Origin of the sequence: Amycolatopsis ponsaeliensis (genome assembly GCF_030182635.1) — a bacterium.
GTDB classification, from domain to species: domain Bacteria; phylum Actinomycetota; class Actinomycetes; order Mycobacteriales; family Pseudonocardiaceae; genus Amycolatopsis; species Amycolatopsis ponsaeliensis.
In genome coordinates, this window is the sequence record NZ_JAPZLD010000007.1 from 156,272 (window position 1) to 174,188 (window position 17,917).

14 protein-coding genes and 1 pseudogene are annotated in these 17,917 nt (G+C 70.3%); 4 read left to right on the forward strand and 11 right to left on the reverse strand.

The window, feature by feature from the left end; translation table 11 throughout:
* Positions 1-755: 755 nt before the first annotated feature.
* From QQ657_RS56695 to QQ657_RS13000, 3 genes are all read right to left on the reverse strand, one after another.
* Positions 756-1,136: an ATP dependent DNA ligase gene (locus QQ657_RS56695; RefSeq protein ID WP_350310671.1), complete on the reverse strand. Its 381-nt coding sequence runs from the start codon at positions 1,134-1,136 to the stop codon at positions 756-758.
* Between the two features lie 277 nt (positions 1,137-1,413).
* Positions 1,414-1,581 (reverse strand): hypothetical protein, encoded by a 168-nt coding sequence (locus tag QQ657_RS12995; RefSeq protein WP_284742348.1) that lies wholly within the window; start codon positions 1,579-1,581, stop codon positions 1,414-1,416.
* A gap of 113 nt (positions 1,582-1,694) precedes the next feature.
* Positions 1,695-4,652 carry an AfsR/SARP family transcriptional regulator gene (locus tag QQ657_RS13000; protein ID WP_284742349.1) on the reverse strand — a complete coding sequence of 986 codons (2,958 nt, stop codon included), beginning with the start codon at positions 4,650-4,652 and terminating at the stop codon, positions 1,695-1,697.
* Positions 4,653-4,849: 197 nt separating this feature from the next.
* On the opposite strand from QQ657_RS13000, the gene QQ657_RS13005 reads away from it, so the two are divergent.
* The 3 genes from QQ657_RS13005 (at position 4,850) to QQ657_RS13015 (ending at position 7,893) form a co-directional block, all read left to right on the forward strand.
* A complete protein-coding gene (locus QQ657_RS13005; RefSeq protein WP_350310672.1) occupies positions 4,850-6,175 on the forward strand; it encodes an outer membrane protein assembly factor BamB family protein in 1,326 nt (441 codons plus the stop codon).
* An 85-nt stretch (positions 6,176-6,260) separates the two neighbouring features.
* The gene (locus QQ657_RS13010) at positions 6,261-6,776 is read left to right on the forward strand and encodes a hypothetical protein (protein ID WP_284742351.1); all 516 of its coding nucleotides are present in this window, start codon (positions 6,261-6,263) and stop codon (positions 6,774-6,776) included.
* Between the two features lie 601 nt (positions 6,777-7,377).
* Positions 7,378-7,893 carry a zinc-binding dehydrogenase gene (locus QQ657_RS13015; RefSeq protein WP_434056737.1) on the forward strand — a complete coding sequence of 172 codons (516 nt, stop codon included), beginning with the start codon at positions 7,378-7,380 and terminating at the stop codon, positions 7,891-7,893.
* A 358-nt stretch (positions 7,894-8,251) separates the two neighbouring features.
* On the opposite strand, the gene QQ657_RS13020 is transcribed toward QQ657_RS13015, so the two are convergent.
* The 8 genes from QQ657_RS13020 to QQ657_RS13055 all read right to left on the reverse strand — a co-directional run bounded on the left by QQ657_RS13020 (position 8,252) and on the right by QQ657_RS13055 (position 16,697).
* Positions 8,252-8,587, reverse strand: a complete 336-nt coding sequence (locus QQ657_RS13020; protein ID WP_284742352.1) for a hypothetical protein — start codon at positions 8,585-8,587, stop codon at positions 8,252-8,254.
* Positions 8,588-8,848: 261 nt separating this feature from the next.
* The gene (locus QQ657_RS13025; protein ID WP_284742353.1) at positions 8,849-9,679 is read right to left on the reverse strand and encodes an ACT domain-containing protein; all 831 of its coding nucleotides are present in this window, start codon (positions 9,677-9,679) and stop codon (positions 8,849-8,851) included.
* A gap of 268 nt (positions 9,680-9,947) precedes the next feature.
* A complete protein-coding gene (locus QQ657_RS13030; RefSeq protein ID WP_284742354.1) occupies positions 9,948-11,348 on the reverse strand; it encodes a tryptophanase in 1,401 nt (466 codons plus the stop codon).
* A gap of 1 nt (position 11,349) precedes the next feature.
* Positions 11,350-12,504, reverse strand: coding sequence for a cation:proton antiporter (locus QQ657_RS13035; protein ID WP_284742355.1), 1,155 nt, complete (start codon positions 12,502-12,504; stop codon positions 11,350-11,352).
* Positions 12,497-13,855, reverse strand: coding sequence for a tryptophan 7-halogenase (locus tag QQ657_RS13040; RefSeq protein ID WP_284742356.1), 1,359 nt, complete (start codon positions 13,853-13,855; stop codon positions 12,497-12,499). Before QQ657_RS13040 ends, QQ657_RS13035 begins: the two co-directional genes overlap by 8 nt.
* Positions 13,855-15,600 carry an amino acid adenylation domain-containing protein gene (locus QQ657_RS13045; RefSeq protein ID WP_284742357.1) on the reverse strand — a complete coding sequence of 582 codons (1,746 nt, stop codon included), beginning with the start codon at positions 15,598-15,600 and terminating at the stop codon, positions 13,855-13,857. The genes QQ657_RS13040 and QQ657_RS13045 overlap by 1 nt, the downstream gene beginning before the upstream one ends.
* Positions 15,593-16,417 carry a thioesterase II family protein gene (locus QQ657_RS13050; RefSeq protein ID WP_434056736.1) on the reverse strand — a complete coding sequence of 275 codons (825 nt, stop codon included), beginning with the start codon at positions 16,415-16,417 and terminating at the stop codon, positions 15,593-15,595. The genes QQ657_RS13045 and QQ657_RS13050 overlap by 8 nt, the downstream gene beginning before the upstream one ends.
* 118 nt (positions 16,418-16,535) lie before the next feature.
* Positions 16,536-16,697: a hypothetical protein gene (locus tag QQ657_RS13055; RefSeq protein ID WP_284742359.1), complete on the reverse strand. Its 162-nt coding sequence runs from the start codon at positions 16,695-16,697 to the stop codon at positions 16,536-16,538.
* Between the two features lie 362 nt (positions 16,698-17,059).
* On the opposite strand from QQ657_RS13055, the pseudogene QQ657_RS13060 reads away from it, so the two are divergent.
* Positions 17,060-17,868, forward strand: a pseudogene (locus tag QQ657_RS13060) (SAM-dependent methyltransferase).
* Positions 17,869-17,917: the final 49 nt, after the last annotated feature.

Below are 17,917 nucleotides of genomic sequence, written 5' to 3' on the forward strand. Positions count from 1 at the left end.
ACGGTGCCCATCAGCGTACCCATGTGACGTCATCCCGTATCGCCTCACCGCGCCAGGATCACGTAGTGCGGGCGAGAGTGGCTTCTGCACCGCTGTCCTGCACGAAACGCCGCAGTGACTGATATGCGGCTCTTCGCACAGGGTCGGGGCCGGCGCGGGCGCCCCCTGGCCCACCCTGGACGGGACCAAACCAGAGACCTCAGCATCCCGTCGCCCGCCGAATCACGTCACCTTTCGGGTGAATCGGCCCGATGCCAGCACATCGGCGGGATGCTGCTCGGCCCGGCACACAGTCCGTCGATGCGACGGCGTCCGACAGTCGGAGCGCCGGATGACGCCGTGTCGCCCAGGCCGGGCGACAACCGGCACCGGGCTCAGTCCGGGCGCCTACCCCGACTGCAGGCGACATATCACACGCTGGTGCGCCGGACGGCGAACTGCTCGAGAAGACCGGAGTCACCCCGAGACCACAGCCGCCTGCCTGACCCCACCACGGCCGGGTCCGTTCCGAAGCCGTGTTCGCCTGTCTCGCCCAGGTCACAACACCCAGTGACGATCTTCTCTCGAGGGCTGAGGCTGAGCACGACGTCGGCCTTGCAGGCTGACAACCGCTCCGGCCAGCGACCAGTATGCATGCCGCAGTGCGACTTGACTGACAACGTCACCTTCACGACAGCCCACCTGCACCACCGTCAAGATGACCTGGACCTGCGCCGCCGGAACACTGCCCTGTCGGGGCGAGCTGCGCGAGCGCCCTACGCCGAGAATTGAGGCGGCAACGCGATCGCCTCTGGGCTCAAGTCGAACCGAATCCGCTTCCACACGGCCGCCTGCAAACGACTTCGGCTGCCTCGCGGAACTTCGTGCATCACATCGACAACGATCGCCGGCTCGACCCAGCTGACATCACACTCCGGAACTGGTGGCTGCACGATGAACGGACTGATCGGCTGACTCAACGCATCCAACCGGGCCCGCAGAACACGCAGACTGCCGTCTGTAAAACCGGTTCCGACAGAACCCAGCCACACCAACCTCTCCCAGCGGTCGTACGCACCGACGAGCAACGCGCCGAAAGTCGCGACTCTTCGCCCCCGCCCCCGAAGCCACCCTCCGACGACTAGCGCGCTGGTCACTCGGCGCCGACCGCTACGCTCGCCAGCCGCATGGTCGCGATGAGGCGGACGAGGCTCACCAGGCAACCCGTTCAACCACGCACCTTTCCACTCGATCCGGATCCAGACTCCAGGCTATTCCACCGAGGTTGACACGCCACAGATCTTCCGCCTGTCCGAGACGGGCTTCAGCGAGGGGCGGGGCAAGCAGTTGGCAAATTGCACATTGTCCGCCGCCTGATACGTCACCGATCCGGACAGACGGTGCTACGACGTCGGAGGTTGCGAGCTCCTCGATTCATGTTCGAACCATGTTCGGCTTCGGCGGCGCCATCACGAACTGCCAGGACAGACCGCTCGGGTTGGCGTGCGAGCGGAGCCGGCCGATCGGCTTGGTGGTCTTGCGGGAGTCGATCGTCAGCGAGGGCGGGGATCGGCTCGTCGAGTGGGTCGTGGCGACGTCCACACAGGACGGGTTCGACCAGGCACATGTAGGTGCTGTGCCCGACGGCGACCAATGCGGCCGGCGGCGAGTCAGCAGCGAGGAGCCCACCCGGGCTCGTGCACCTATCGCCCAGCTCACCGGTCCAGCAAGGCACGAACCGTCGCGGCTTCGTGGGCGCCAATCCGGGACAGGTCATCCGACGCTTTTTCCCACGCCGCCCGGGCGCCCGCGTGATCACCCGCCGCGGCCAGGTGGCAGCCCAGGCTGAGCATGGACTTTCCACGCCACCGGGGATCACCGGAGGTATCGAGGTAGGCAACTCCCCGGTCCAGGTGGGCACGCCCCGCCACAGGATCGCCCATCGCGAGCTGGATGTCGCCCAGCAGCACTTCCGCACAGGCCAGGCCGTGGGTGTCCAGCGTCCGCCGGAGAGTTTCCCGGGCTTGCCGGGCGTACGCGAGGGCTTCGGGAAGGGCGCCCGCTTCCAGCGCCACCCAGCCGAGGCAGCGGAGCGTGGCGGCTTCCCTTCTGTGGTCGCCCACGCTCCTGAGGGCTTCGCGGCTGATCGTCAGCTGTTCGACCGCCGCCGCGTGATTCCCTTCGTCCTGATGGACAATCCCAAGTTCGCGCCCACTGGCCGCCTCCCACCTCACGTCGCCGAGCGAACGGTACGTCGCGATGGCTTCGGTCAGGAACTCCTTCGCCTTTGCCCACTGGCCCCGGTAACGGTGCAGTACCCCATATTCCCGCAGGGCATAAGCCCGCCACCGCGGCGCGGCCAGGGAGTCCAATCTGGACAGGCAACCGGCGAAGTACGACGCCGCCTCGTCCCACCGCCCCAGCAACCGGTGGGACACACCCACCGACAACAGGATGACGACCTCCAGCAAGGGATCGCCCGCCTTCGGCAGGACCGCAAGTCCGTCCCGGAACGAGCGCTCCGAAGTCGCGAAATCCCGCGTCTCCCTGGCCGCCAAGCCGAGTGCGAACAGGGCAAAGCCAGTCCAGTATGGACTGTCGATTCTGGTTGCCGCGACGTGGCTGAGTTCCGCCACGCGCTTCAGGTCGCTCCACTGGGCGCGCAGCTCGAAGAAGGCCGCCACGGTCGCCGAGAGCCGGCAGGTCGTCGCATCGTCGCCGGCCGCCGCCGACAGTTCCACGGCTTGGGCGATCGAAGCGTGCTCGTCCGCCAGCCAGGCCGGCGCGTTGCTCTCCACGTCCGCCACCAGCCGGGGCGCGTCCAGCGCCAGCGGCGGTGGGGTGAACTGGTGCAGGCCACCGAACTCCAGCCGGGCATCCGCGCGTTTCCCCAGGTAAAGGTAGGCGTCGGTGAGCCTCGACCAGACCGCCGCGCGATCCGGTGGCGAGAGCTTCTCCATGGCGTACAAGCGGATCAGGTCATGGAAGTGGTATCTGGTCGGCGTGAACTCGCCACGTCCGCACTCCAGGAGGTTCACGTCCACCAGGCTTTCCAGGAGCCCTTCCGTGGTACGGAAGTCCTCCCCCAGCGCCGCAGACGCCGCCCAGGCCGCGAAACCGGTGTCCGGCATGGCCGCCAGCAGCCGGAAAGCGCGCTGCTGGGCGGGCTCCAGGCCGGTGTAGCTGAGCAGGAAGCCGGCCCGGACCTCCCGGTCGCCACCGACGAGCTCGTCCAGCCGATCACGTTCGTCCGCCAGCCGTGCGGCCAGGTCGGCGACCGTCTGATGCGGACGGGACCGCAGCTTCGCGCCCACGATCCGCAGGGCCAGCGGCAGGCCACCGCAGAGCCGGACGATCTTGCGAGCGGCTTCCTCCCCCGCCGGGACCCGCGGCGCCAGGCCGGTCAGCAGTGCGAGGGCGTCCGCGTCGGCCAAGCCGTCCAGGTCGATCAGGCCACGCATGTCCAGCCCGGTCAGGCGGCGACGGCTCGTGATCAGCACACCGCACTCCGGGTTCCCCGGAATCAGCGGGCGCAGCTGCTCCTCACCGGCGGCGTTGTCCAGGACCACCAGGATGTGGCGGGTCGCGGTGCGGTCCCGGAACAGCCCGATCCGTTCCTCCAAGGATGCCGGGAGGTCCGCGCCGGCGACCCCGAGGTCGCGCAGGAACCGGGCCAGGACCTCCGCCGGGGCGCGCGGCTGGGGGCCGGCGCCGTGCAGGTCGACGAACAGTTGCCCGTCCGGGAACCGCGCGGCCAGGCGGTGGGCCGCGCGGACCGCGAGGGCGGTCTTGCCCAGCCCGGGCTTGCCGGTGATCGCGACCACGGCCGGTGCCTGGTCTCCGAGGTCGAACAGGCCGGCGAGGGTGTCCAGGTGGTCGCGGCGGCCGGCGAAGTGGTTGACGTCCGGCGGTAGCTGGCGGGGTCCGGTGAAGAGCATGAGCGACGGGTCGTCGCGCAGGATCCGGAGCTGGAGCTGACGGACCGCGGGCGCCGGTTCGATGCCCAGCTCTTCGTCGAGGTGCTGGTAGAGCCGCTGGTAGGTGGCCAGCGCCTCAGGCGTGCGATCCAGGCGGTGCAGTGCGAGCATCACCTTGGCCACCAGCTGCTGGCGCAGCGGCTGCTCGATCGCCGCTTCGGCGAGCTCGTGGATGATCTCGGCCTCGCGGCCGAGCCGCAGGTACGCCTCGAACCGGTCCTCCAGCGCGCCCAGCCGCGCCTCTTCCAGCGGCGCGGCCACCCGGAGCCGGACGTCCTCGGTGGCCACCGAACTGAGAGCAGGCCCGTCCCACAGCGCCAGCGCCTCCTCCAGCAGCTCGATCCGGCGTTCGTCCGTGCCGGCCCGCGCCCACGCGCACAGGGCGCGGAAGCGGAACACGTCGACCCGCATGGGGTCGACGCGCAGCTGGTAGCCGGATCCTTCGCGCACAAGCGTGACGTCTTCGCGCCCGGCGAAGGTCGCGCGCAGGCGGCTGATCTGGGTGTGGATGACAGCCCGGGCGGTGTCCGGCGCCTCGCCCGCCGGCCACGCCAGCTCGATCAGGCGGTCCGCCGGCACATGTTTGTTGGCTTCCAGCAGCAGCACCGCGAGGACGAATCGCTGCTTGCGAACGCCGAGGTCGACGGGGCTCCCATCCAGGAACGCCCGTACCGGCCCGAGCACTGAGAAGTTCATAACCGGGTCGTACTTTACGCGACGACATGAACCCGGCGTGACCGATCAGGTGGTCCGGCCACTGTGGACCCGCGTCCCGGTGTTAGAAACTTGTTTGCCCCCGGTTCGTACGGTAACGCCGATCTGTGCGATCCGTCTGGGAGGACCGATCCGCGCAGCTTCCGACCGGAACGATGCGATGGGGAGTAAGCAGACAAATGCGGCGAGTACTGGCCACCATGACCTGCCTGGCGGCGATGATCACCATCGGTGGCTGCAGCGGCGGGTCGACCCCGCAGTCGCCCCGATCCGACGTGGTCGCCCCGTCGTCCGGGGAACCCACCACCCCGGCGGCCACGACGGCCGACCCGCCCACCGCGTTCGATGCCGCCGCCGGCGTCCCCCTGCCCACCACGTCGTTCAGCACCAACATCGGGGGCAACGTCACCGCGAAATTCCTCACCCTGCGTGACCGCACCGCGTACATCGTCGCGCCGACCGGGCTGACCGCCGTGGACGTCCTCACCGGGAAGCAGCAGTGGGCCGCCCCGATCGAGGGCAAACCCGGCGATCCCAACAACCAGAGCGGCCCGTTCGTCAACACCACCGGGCCGCAACCACCCGTCGTCACCGGCAAGCTCGCCGTCGCGGCCGTCCCGGTGAAGGTGCCCGAACAGGGCACCACCCCCGCCTACATCGCGCTCACGGTGCTCGCCGCCGACGCCACCACCGGCAAGAAGGTGTGGCAAACCGACACCAAGGTCTCCACCGACGAGTACGCCGACGCCAGTAACGCCGTCACCAAGGTCGTCGGCGTCACCGACAAGGCGGTCATCGCCGGCTACGACAAGGACGAGGAGCGCATCACGGTCGCCCTGGACCAGGCCACCGGCAACACGCTGTGGACCCGCAAGGACTACCGCGGCGGCACCATCCACGGAGACACCTTGGCCGGCGTCGATTACAGCAAGGGGCTTCAGAGCGGCTACACGAGCCAGATCACCGCCCTCGACGTCACGACCGGGCGGGAGAAATGGGTCGCCGCCAAGGACTCCTACTCGCTCGATGTCGTTTCCGCCGATCCCGCGCTGGTCGTGATCGACCAGAAGGCCGAAATCGAGCAGAACGTCCATGGCGGCAGGTTCCTGGTGTTCCTCGACCCCGCCACCGGCGCCGAGAAGACCAGGCTCGTCGGCGACTACGGCTCCGCGGCCTCCAGCTACGGTGACTGCTTCTACGACCAGCAGTCCGTGCTGATCTGCTCCGCGCTCGGCGTGCTGACCGGCTACGACGCCGCGACCGCGCGGAAACTCTGGAGCCTGCCCGACAAGACCGCGAACCGTGTCGCGCCCGGCGTCCTCCTCGCCTGGCACGGCGTCCTCTACGGCACAACCCAGGGCGGGAAGCCGATCGCGCTCGACGCCAAGACCGGGAAGGACCTGCCCGCCGAGATCGGCGTCGAACCCATCTGGGTGAGCAAGTACGCGGCCATCGGCGTGTCCGACGACGGCAGGACCCCGATGGCGTATCCCGTCAAGAAGTAGCGCTTTCGCGCCGGTGCCGAAGGCTTTTGTTGCCGAGTTCAGGTCTTTGGCTGCCAGGCATTCCGCCCGATCTGAAAGGTGCTCCATGTTCGCTCGCGTACTCCCCTTGCTCGTCACCGGCGTCGCCCTGCTGATCGCGGGCTGTTCAGGAGGGAGCGACACCTCGGCGGCCGCCTCGGGTACCGGCCTGTTCCCGGCCGCGCCGTCGGACGCGTCCTCCCCCACCGAACCCTCGGAGGCCAAACCGTCGACGGAACCGGTCGGCGACGACGCCGTAGGGCGGTACGAGACCTACCTGCACGCGATCGGCAACAAGGACGTCACCACGGCCTGCGAGATCGGCAGGATCGCCGACGAGAAGAAGGGGCGAGGCAGCCTCGGCCCGTGCGAACACTCGATGGAGTTCCAATTCGAGATGTACTCCCCCGAGGAGAAGAAGGCGATGCAGGGCGCCACCGTGGACCGGTCCCGCATCACCGAATCGCCGACGAGGGTCGAGATCCCCGCCGCAGTGGTCAAGGTCGACGTCGAGCTCATCGAAACCGAACTGGACGACGCCGTCATGGAACTGCGCGACGGGAAGTGGTATCGCGTCAAGTGAGCGCCCGATGGGATCATGGCTACACTGCGTGTACGAGTGCGCCGAACGAGTGGTCCTCGGATCGCCCTTGTCACCGATTCGCGTGAAGGTCAAAGGAGCACCTCTACATTTCCGAGCAATTACGCTAAAATTGCCCCTGGATTTACCCGGTCCGGGAGTATTGCGAGATGAACGATGGAAGACCCACCTCTCAATGAATCACAAACGCATGAGGACGCTGCAGCAGAGGCGTTGGCACACAACCAGAATGCGGTTGCTCAAACGCACGCAACCCTGGCAGTTTCAAAGGCAATCAACAAATTGATTGAAACAGTTGATCCGTCGCACCGAGAGTAGCCGAATCAGCCGGGTTCCGGCCCAGGTCGACCACACCGCGGTGACGCTGACCGCGCAGCAGGTCGCCGCCGCCGTCGCCGCGTCCCGCCGACCACGCCCCTGACCCACTCGCCGCTCCACCGTGACACCGCCCACAGGACCATGCGCGCGATCCAGCACGACGAGTTCGGCGGGTACGACGTCCTCAGTGCGGTCGACGTCCTGATCCCGGCGCTCGGCCCTGGGCAGGCGCTCATCCGGCTCACCCTGGCGGGCGTGAACCCCGCTGGACGACTCCCCGTCCGCTGCGGCAAGCTGCCCGCGGCGGCCGTCCGCCTACCCCGATCCGGCCGGCGGGTTCAGCGTCGGCACCGCGAAGGCCGAGCACGGCAGGGCAGCCGGATTCGAGCGGATCGACCCGTCCACCGAATCCCTCCGCGACGGCGTGAACCGGCTCACCGACAGCAAAGGCATCGACGGCGTGCTCGACAGCGTCGGCGGCTCCCTGACCGGAGCGGCACTGGGAGCCCTGGCAGTCGACGGCACCCTGATCAGCATCGGCTACACGGCGAGCCCCCAGGCCGAGATCGGCGTCACCGACCTCGTCTGGAAGAACGCCCACGTCCACGGCTTCCGGTTTGCCCTGTTCACCCCTGGGCGGATCAACGCCGCGAACACCCACCCGCTCGATCTCGCCGCCCGCAAGGAGATCAGCCCGCTGGTCGATCGGGTGTTCCCACTCGATCAAGCCACGCTGACGCAGCGTCACCTCGCCGAAAGCAGCCCATTCGGCCGTTGGTGACGCGGGCGGTCACATCCCCTCCACCCGGCTGCAGGAGTCGGCCTCGACGCCACCGTTCACCTCCACGGCACGGCAAGCACCGGTCGTTGAGACGAGCCGGCGGCGTGAAGCGCTCGCCTCCGGTGACCTGGGAGCTGGGTTCGGGTCAGATGCCGAGCACTGACCGCGCGGTGGTCCAGTCGCGCAGCATCGCCGTCTGCCCGGCAGACAAGGTGACCTGACCGGCGCACACTGCCTTCTTGACCGCGTTCTCCACCGAGTCCTTGCTGTAGGAGTTCTCGCTACCGGAATGCGGCTCCGGCCACAGGTTGCTCGGGTCCTTCGGCGCGCCACCGAGCTCGAGCGGGAGGAAATGGTCCTACTCGTAGTCCGACAGGCTGGTGTCGCTGTAGCCGTAGTCGATGATGCCCTGCTTCTTCAACCCGTTGGTGTACGTGGTCGACGGCCGGATCGTCGCGGTCCAGCCGGACACGCAGATCGTCGAGCCGATCGTGGACTGGGTGACGTCCGGGTTCTTCGCTCCCGGAGTGCAGGCGGGGTCAGGCAGCGGCAGGTAGGACTGCGAGCACGACGCTGTGGTCGACAGCGGGCCGACAGAAGTGCCGCCGGCGGCGTACGCGGGCACATCGATCACACCGATCGTGACGCTCACGACGGCGACGGAGAGACAGACACGAAGGACGGGGCGGCTCATCTCGGTTCCTTTCGCAGGCGAACAGTGAGTCAGCCGAGGAGTCCGGCTTCCTCGGTCGCCATCACCATGCGCAGGAGTTGGCGACGGCACAGTGACAGTGAAGAAGCCACCAGATGTCGGCACCACCGCGAAACTGTTCACCAAGATGGATTCGTGTCACATCGTCCGGAACATCCCGACCTTCGACGGGCCCAGTCGCCGCCGGGGTGCGAGTCGCCTCGATCGCCCCGGCGTCGCTAGGTCGTGGCGGGCGCTCACCACTTACGCATCGGATGCCGGGACCTGGTCCGGCGGGGCGGACCGCGACTCGGTGAGGCGGCGCTGGAGGTCGAGGACGGCCTTGGCCCTGGCGAATTCCGCGGGCGCGAACGGCAGCAGCGACCGGGTCACCACCACCAAGCCACGGTCGATGTCGACCAGCCGCATCACCGTTCCGTCGATGCCTTCACCAGCCCTTTTCCCGCGACGCCCGGCGGGTTTCCCCTCAATGTCGCAATCGCCCAGTACCGCCAGGAGCAGCTGCACAAGGTCGGGTTCCGGCGCCGCCGCCATCGTCAACACCCGCGTCGGCAGGTCGACGAACTCGTGCACGTCCGCCCGGACGACCCGCACGTCCCGGCCACCACCCAGTTCGGTCACCGTGGCGATGTCCGCTGCTGTCGCGCCGGCCGGCGCGCGGACGAGGAACTCGTCCACCACGCCGTCCGGCACCGCGAGCACCTGCAACGAGACGATGTCGTAGCGGTGCGCCGCCAACGCGGCCGTCACCCCAGCCAAGCTCCCCGGCACGTCACGCACCGTGGCACGCACCCGCCACGCCACCCCGGTCCGCGGCAGACGTCCATCCGCGCTGCCGCGCGCCGGGTCCGCCCGCGGTCGATGGGTCCACCACCGGCGCCACACGGCGGTGGCGATCAGCAGCCCGCCCAGCGCGAACAGCACGACCGGCCCGACTCGGTTGTGCGACAACGTGCTGACGAACAGATCGGCGACCCCGGTGGCGATGAACAGGGCCGCGAGCTCGATCAGCTCACAGCTGATCGAGGTCCTCGCTCGCTTGACGATCTTCGGCGGCACCTCGGCTTCGGTCATACGGACAGCATCCGCGCCCTCTCTTACCCTGCCCTCGCCGAACTGTCACGATTCAGTTAACTGACGCGTCGAACGGGCCCGCCCGGGCAAACCAGCTGTTACCGATCGCGAACGACCACCCCTGCACGGAAGCGTCCGGCGCGTGCTCGGCTGCGACCGGTGATCCCACCACTCGCAGTCACTAGCTATGCCAGGCGAATACTGCGATCGCCGGGCAGCCACGCTTGGGCCCCATCCGAGCGCGTCCCGGCTACGCAACGACATTCGGCTATTCCCTGAAGATGCCCGCTCCGGAGGTCGGCTTGAAGCGGGCTTGGAAGAACCGCAAGTGCCGCGGCTCGTAGGTGAAGGTCAGTCCGTACGTGATCCGGTCCCGGTCGCGGTGGACGGCGATGACGCTGTCGGCGACGAGATCGATGTGGGCGCGGGTGTAAACCCGGCGTGGTATGGCGAGTCGCAGGAGTTCCAGATTGGGCAGGCGGTTTTCGCCCGTGGCCGGGTCGCGGCCGGCGGTGACGGCGCCGCGTTCGACGCCGCGGACACCGGCTTCCAAGTAGACCGCGCAGGCCAGGGTCTGGGCCGGGAACTCCGTCCGCGGCACGCGCGGGAGCGCCGCCGCCGCGTCGATGCAGACACAGTGCCCGCCGATCGGGTGGATGATCGGCACGCCCGCGCGGTGCAGGCGCTCGCCGAGGTACTCGACCTGGGCGACGCGGGCGCGGATGTGTTTCTCCGTCACCGATTCCGCGATGCCGGCCGCAATGGCTTCCATGTCACGCCCGGCCATTCCGCCGTAGGTGTGCAGTCCTTCGTAGAGCAGCACGAGCCCGCGGGCCTGTTCGGCGAGCGCGGGGTCGCGCAGGGCGAGCCAGCCGCCGATGTTGGCGAGCGAGTCCTTCTTGGCGGACATCACCGCGCCGTCGGTCGGTGCGCACAGCGCGAGCAGGATGTCCGCGACCGCACAACTAGCCCAGCCGGGTTCGCGTTGCTTGACCAGCCAGGCGTTCTCGACCGCGCGGGCGGTGTCGAGGAACACCGGGATCCCGTTGGCGTGCGCCAGCGCGCACGTCTCGGTCAGGTTGGCGACGCTGATCGGCTGGCCGCCCGCCATGTTCACGGTCGCGGCGAGGGACACGTACGGGATCGCGCCGGCCCCGAATTCGGCGATGACCGCGCGCAGCTTGCCGAGATCGACGTTGCCCTTGAACGGATGTTCCGACGCGGGATCGTGGGCCGCGTCGATGATGACGTCGTGGAACGTCGCGCCGTTGAGTTCCTGGTGGGCCCGGGTGCTGGGGAAGTACATGTTCCCCGGAACGTGCGTGCCGGGGCGGATCAGGCAGCGGGACAGGATGTTCTCGCCGCCGCGGCCCTGGTGCACGGGGATGACGTGCTCGTAACCGTAGAAGGTACGCACAGCCTGTTCGAAGACGTAGAAGCTGCGGGCGCCGGCGTAGGCCTCGTCGCCGCGCATGAGCGCCGACCACTGCCGGTCCGACATCGCGTTGGTGCCGGAGTCGGTGAACAGGTCGACGTAGACGTCGTCCGAGCGCAGCAGGCACGGGTTCCAGCCCGCCGCGGACAGGGCCAGTTCACGGTCGTCGCGGGTGGTGGTGCGCAGCGGCTCGACCATCTTGATGCGCCACGGTTCCGGTGGGTAGGCGGGCATGTCAGACTCCCTCGCGTTGCCGGGAAAGGCGGGTGAGCAGCGGGCCGGTCATCGCCGTGGTCACCAGCGCCATCACGACCATCGCGGTGTAGAACGCGCTGTCGATGACGCCGAGGCCGAGCCCGATGCTGACGAAGACCAGTTCGGTGACGCCGCGGGTGTTCATCAGGGCGGCGAACACCCCGGCCGGGTGCGGGGGTACCCCGGCGAGCCGGGCCCCCAGGTAGGCGCCGCCGTACTTGCCGGCCACGGCCACCGCGACGATCGTGGCGGTCTCGGCGGCCAGGGCGACGTCGAAGCCGCCGAGGTCGACCGTCCGCCCGACGAGCACGAAGTACAGCGGCGCCAGCAGCGACCCGGCCGGTGCGACCAGGGCGGCCGGTTCGATCACCGGAACGGCGTGGCCGAGGACGGCACCGGCGAAGAACGCGCCGATCGCCGGGTGCAGCCCCGCCGCGTCGGTCGCCGCCGCGGCCGCGCAGGCCGCCGCGACCAGAACCACCGTCGCCGAGGGCGGGGACAGCCGGGCGACCCAGCGGCCGATCCGGGCCCGGGCGAGGACCGGCAGTACCGCCAGCGCCGCCACGGCTGGCAGCGACGACGTCGAGGACCAGCCGTGCAGCGACGCGGCCGCGATCGCGAGCAGGGCCCACGCGGCGACGTCGGTGACGGCGGCGGCACTGAGCGCGCGGCGTCCGGCGACGTCGTCGAGCAGGCCGCGTTCGGCGAGGATCCGAGCCAGCACCGGCAACGCCGTCACCGCCACCGCGGCCGCGGCGAACACCACGAACGGGCCCGTGCCGGCGGGTGCGTGCCGCCGGGCCAGCCACCCGGCCAGCACCGCGCCCATGGCGAGCGGCACGAGCAGGGCGCCGAGCGCCGGGATCACGGCGGCCTTCAGGTGCGCGGCGGTCATCGACGGCGCCAGCCGGGCACCGGCGGTGAACAGGAACAGCACCAGACCGAGTTGGGCGATCGAGGTGAGGGTGGACTCGACCGGCGCCGGGAGCACCTGCCCGGCCGGCGCGAGCGCCACGCCGCACAGGATTTCCCCGAGCACCGCGGGCTGCCCCAGCCGGGCCATCGCCCGTCCCGCGAGCCGGGCGAGGCCCAGCAACACGGCGAGGGCGGCGAACAGGACCGCGAGCTCAGGCATCGGGCACCTGCCAGCGGCGGCCGTCCGGCGCGGACACGAGCCCGCCGGGGAACATCGGCGACTCGTCCCCCGCGGCGTCGCCGAGCAGGCCGCGCAGCTGCAACTGCGCACCTTCGGCGAGCACGTCGCCGAAGGTGTCGAAGTCGCTCGAGGACACCCCGCCGACGAGGTCGACGAACGCCGTGCGGTCGTCACCCTCGTGGCCGGTGACGCGCTGCGCGTGCCGGAAGTAGGACCGCTGATCGGCCTCCAGCCGGTAGAAGCCGCGCAGGAAGTCCCGGAACAGACCGAATTCACGGCGGTAGCGGGCGTCGAACTCGGCGAAGCAACGCTCCTCGGGCACGAGACCCGCGAGCGTGCTGTTGATCGAGCGGGCGGCCAGCAGGGCGCTGTAGGTGGCCAGGTGCACGCCGGAGGAGAACACCGGGTCGATGAAGCAGGCGGCGTCGCCCACCAGCACCAGTCCCGGGCAGTGCAGCTCGGTCCGGTCGTAGGAGTAGTCCTTGCGCACCCGCAGCCGGTCGTACGGCGCTTCGGTGGCGCGCCGCGCGTCGCCGAGGAACCCGGCGATCAGCGGGCAGTCCGCGATCAGGCCGCGGAACGCCGCCTCGGGGTCGCCCTGCACGCGGGCCGCGGCGTCGTGCCGGACGACCGCGCCGACGCTGGTCAGGCTCGCCGAGAGCGGGATGTACCAGAACCAGCCGGCGTCGAACGCGGCGCAGAGGATGTTGCCCGCGTCCGGTTCGGGCAGCCGGGCGCCGCCGTGGAAGTAGCCGAACAACGCCAGGTTGCGGAAGTCCGGGGAGTACTCGCGGCGGCCGCCGACGTCCCGGTGCAGGCGGCTGGTGTGCCCGGAGGCGTCGACGACGAACCGGGCCGTGGCCACCCTCTCGCGGCCGGACTCGTCGAGGTAGCGGACGCCGGCGATCCGGCCGCCGGCCCGGATCGTGCCCAGCACCCGGTGCCCCTCGCGGACGTCGGCGCCGAGCCGGCGCGCGTTGCGCAGCAGGATCGTGTCGAACCGGGTGCGCTCCACCTGGTAGGCGTACGAGGTCGGCCCGGCCATGCGGTCCGACGCGGCGAACGCGAACGTCCACGGTTCGGGATCGTTGCCCCACCGGAACATGCCGCCGTGCTTGCGGACGAACCCGGCGCGTTCGATCTCCTCGCGCACGCCGAGCAGCGCGCAGATCCCGTGCACGGTGGCCGGGAGCAACGACTCCCCGATCTGGTAGCGCGGCAGGTACTCCTGCTCCAGCAGCAGCACGCGGTGGCCGTCGGCCGCGATCAGGCCCGCCGCGGTGGAACCGCCGGGACCGCCGCCGGCGACGATGGCGTCGAAGTCGGTCATCACACTCCTTCCGGGTTGTCGGGGACGAGTTCGGCGAGGTCGGCGACGGTGCGGCGGCGCAGGACGTCCCGCAGCGAGCACGGCACCCCGCGTGCCCGCAGCCGCGCCGCGAGCGCGGCCGCGGAGAGGCTGTGCCCGCCGAGGGCGAAGAAGTCGCTGTCCGCGGCCACCACGGCGATCCCGAGCTGGGTCCGGAACGCCGCCGCGACCATGCTCTCGGCCGGAGTCAGTGCGGCCGGCCGGGGCGCGATCCGGACGGCCGTGCGGTCGACCTTGCCGGTGCGGCCGACCGGCAGGGCGCCGGCTTCGACGACGACCGCGGGCACGAGGTAGCCGGGCAGGGTGTCGCGGAGCCGGTCGCGCAGGCCGTCCGCCGTGCCGGTCTCGAGGACGACGTAGGCGGCCAGGTGCAGCCGATCGCCGGTCCCTTCGGCGCGGACCAGTGCCTGCCGTACCCCGGGCAACGCGAGCAGCGCGCGCTCGGCTTCGGCCGGCTCGACGCGGTGGCCGAGGATCTTGACCTGGTCGTCGAGCCGGCCCAGCCAGTACAGGGTGCCGTCGGGGCCGCAGCGGCAGCGATCGCCCGTGCGGTACCAGCGCTGCGGTGCGGTCCCGAACCATTCGGCCGTCAGCGACGCGTCGCCGAGATACCCCAAGGCGAGCGACGCGCCACCGACGAGCAGCTCACCGGGCTCACCGACCGGCACCGGCCGCAGCCCGGCGTCCACGATCTGGACGCTCGTGTTGGCGATCGGCCTGCCGATCGCGGGGGTGTCCCGCTCCCCCAGCCGGCAGAAGGTGGTGAACACGGTGCATTCGGTCGGGCCGTACAGGTTGACCGCCGACAGGTCCGGCGTGGCGCGCAGCCGGGACCACAGCGACGGCCCGACCGCCTCGCCGCCCATCAGCAGCGTCCGCGGGCGGATGTCCCCGGACAGCAGGCCGGCGTCTACGAGAGCGGTCATTTGCGCCGGGACGGCTTCCACCACCGAGAGCCGCCGCTGCCGGACGAACCGGACGTAGCGCTCGGGATCGGCGCGGACGTCCTCGGGCACCAGGTGGACCTCGTGCCCGCCGAGCAGCCACAGCAGCGGGTCCCACGACGCGTCGAAGGCCAGCGGCAGGCCGTGTGCCACCCGCTGCGATTCGGGGCCGGCCGGGAACAGCCGTGCGGCGAGCTCGCAGTACAGGTTGACCAGGCTCCGGTGCCCGACCACGACCCCTTTCGGGCGGCCGGTGGAGCCTGAGGTGTAGATGACGTAGGCCGGATTCCCGGGGCCGCCGGGCGCGGCCGCGTGCTCGCGCCTGCGGGCGAGCTGGCTCGTCCAGTGCTCCGGGGACAGCACGAGGTCTGCTTCGGACGCCGGCTCGGGGACGTCGGTGAGCAGCACCGCCGGGTGGGCCTCGGCGAGGATCAGCGCGCGCCGGGCCGGCGGGAGCGCGGGATCCAGGGGCAGGTACGTCGCGCCGGTCTTCGCGACGGCGAGCGGCGCCAGCACCGCCCGGACGGACCGGGTCATCGCGCACGCGACCACCGAGCCCGGCCGTGCCCCGGCTTCCCGCAGGACGTCGGCCAGCCGGCCGCTCCACCGGTGCAGGTCCGCGAAGCTCCACGAGACCTCGTCCGCGACCAGGGCCGTGCGCCCCGGCCACGCACGCGCCCGCAGCGCGAACAGCTCCTGCCAGCCCACCCTCGGCACGAACCGCCGCCCACCCCCCACCACGGACGGACGGCCGTCAGGCATCACACACCCCGGCCGCGACGACGTCCCGCTCGATCCGCCGCATCCACGCCCAGAACTGCTCGCCCCGGCCCGGCGCGAGCAGCCCGAGATGGCCACCCGGCACCGTCGCGGCCAGGAACGGGCCGGTCGTCCACGTCCGCCACGCCTCCGTCGCGTCCTCCGCGTCGACGGGATCGGCCTCGCCGCACAACGCCGCCAGCGGGCAGCGCAGCGCCGTCGCGGCCGGGCCCCGGTACGCGGCGATCAGCGCGACGTCGCGGCGCAACAGATCCTCGGCATGGGCCCACACCTCGAAGGACGCCCGGTTCCCCAGGCCCGGCACGAATCCTTCGCCGCACAGCACCTCGGCCATGGTCTCCTCTCCGAGCCGGGCGTACCGCCCGCGGACGCGCCGCTGCGGGGCCGGCGTCCCGACGACCACGACCGCCGCGGGCACCACGCGGCCGCGGGTGTCGAGCCGCTGGGCCAGTTCCACGGCGAGGAACGCGCCCATGCTGAACCCGGCCACGACCGTCCGCCGCACCTGCGCGGGATCCAGCCGGGCGAGGAGCTCGCCCGTGAGCTGCTCGGCCAGCTCCTCCAGGGACGCGGGCGACGGCACCTCCCACCGGTCGCCGCGGCCCGGATACTCCGCACCCCAGACCTCGGCGGACGCGGCGCCGGCGATGTCACGGAGCATGCCGACGGTACCCCCCGCCGGCGGCAGGCACAGATATCGGTAGCCACCTTCCCCGGAATGGTCCCCCGGAGACAACAACCTGATGACAGAGGGCATGATGAGTCCTTCGATGAATTGATCCGATAACCTGACCAGCATTTCCCCGCGGAAAATAGAATGGGGAAATCGACACCTTGAGCAAGAGGCGCCGAGGCGGAAAGCGCCACCGTCGACAGGCGTTCGCCAAGTACGTCATTTCGGCCGTGCGGCCGAGTCTTCAGTTGCCTGCCGGAGGCGCTTCTGAGGTCACACCCCACTGCAGCCGGGCGCACACCACCCCGGCGAGCACGGCCCGCACCGGCCCGGCGTCCATCCACATCGGACACTCGAGCCCGGAGCCGACCAGACTGTCTACCTCCGTCAAAATGATGTCGATCATCCGTCCCGACTCGAAAGATACGACGCGGTAGACGCCCGGGGCGTAACGGTTTGATCGCGATACTGGAAAGCAACCCAGTGCACTCCCCGTCCCCTCAAACAATCCCCCTTCGGGGTGAGATTCCGGTAGGCATTACACCGCCCGAGTCGAATCGTGTTCACATTCACCGCGACGGATCCGACACAGCCCGCAGCCGACACCCACTGCCAGTGGTTCCGCGCCCGCAGTGAACCATTCTTTCGTGTAGCCGCCAGTGTGGTCACCAGCGTTACCAGAGTGGCTAGACTGCGGGCCGACACGGACGCGGTCCGTCTCATCCGTCCGGATCCGGAGATGGCGTGCCCCTCGCAGCCGACCCCGGCGTGTTCCGCGACTACTCGTGGGACCACGCCGTCGCCTCGCCGGCCCGGATCCGCGACGCGGCCCTCGGCGGCAAGGACAACTACGTCGTCGATCGAATCGCCCTGCGCGAACTCGACAAAGCCACGCCCGGTTTCACCGAGCTGCTGGCACGGTCCGGTCATGGCACGTCCGGGTCGTCCGGTACCTCGCCGCCCGCGGGATCGACCAGTTCCTGGATCTGGCCGCGGGGCTGCCCACCGTCCGGGAGAACACACACCAGACTGTGCACCGGCAGAACCGCGAGGCGAAGGTCGTCTACACCGACACCGACCGTCTCGTCCTCACCTACGAACGCGCCTTGCTCGCCGACAACGACAACACCGAGGTGGTGCACGCCGACCACCTGGATCCCCGCCGGCTGCTCACCCGCGAGGGGGTGCGCTCGGCGCTCGACCTCACCCGCCCGGTCGCCGTGCTGATGACCGGCGGCGTACAGCACGAACCGGACGACCGCCTCACCGAAGCACTGGCCCGCTACCGGGAACTGCTCCCGCGCGGCTCGGCGCTGGCACTCAGCTGCTGGTCACCCCCGCCACACCACGCTGGGGCGAGCATCTTGACGCGAGCGATCCAGCGGACCTGGGAAGCTCGCTGCCACCGCCCGGTCCGCTGCCGCACCGAGACCGACCTCCGGCGCCTGTTCACCGGGTTGGACCTCCTCGAGCCGGGCCTGGCTCGCCTCGGGGACTGGTGGCCCGACGGCCCCGCACTCCGCGCGCCACAACCGGCGCAGCAGTTCGCCTTCGGCGGCGTCGGCATCAAGCGGTGACGCGGCGACCCGCGCATCGGCGAAGAGCTTCCTGTTCGGCGCCCGCGAA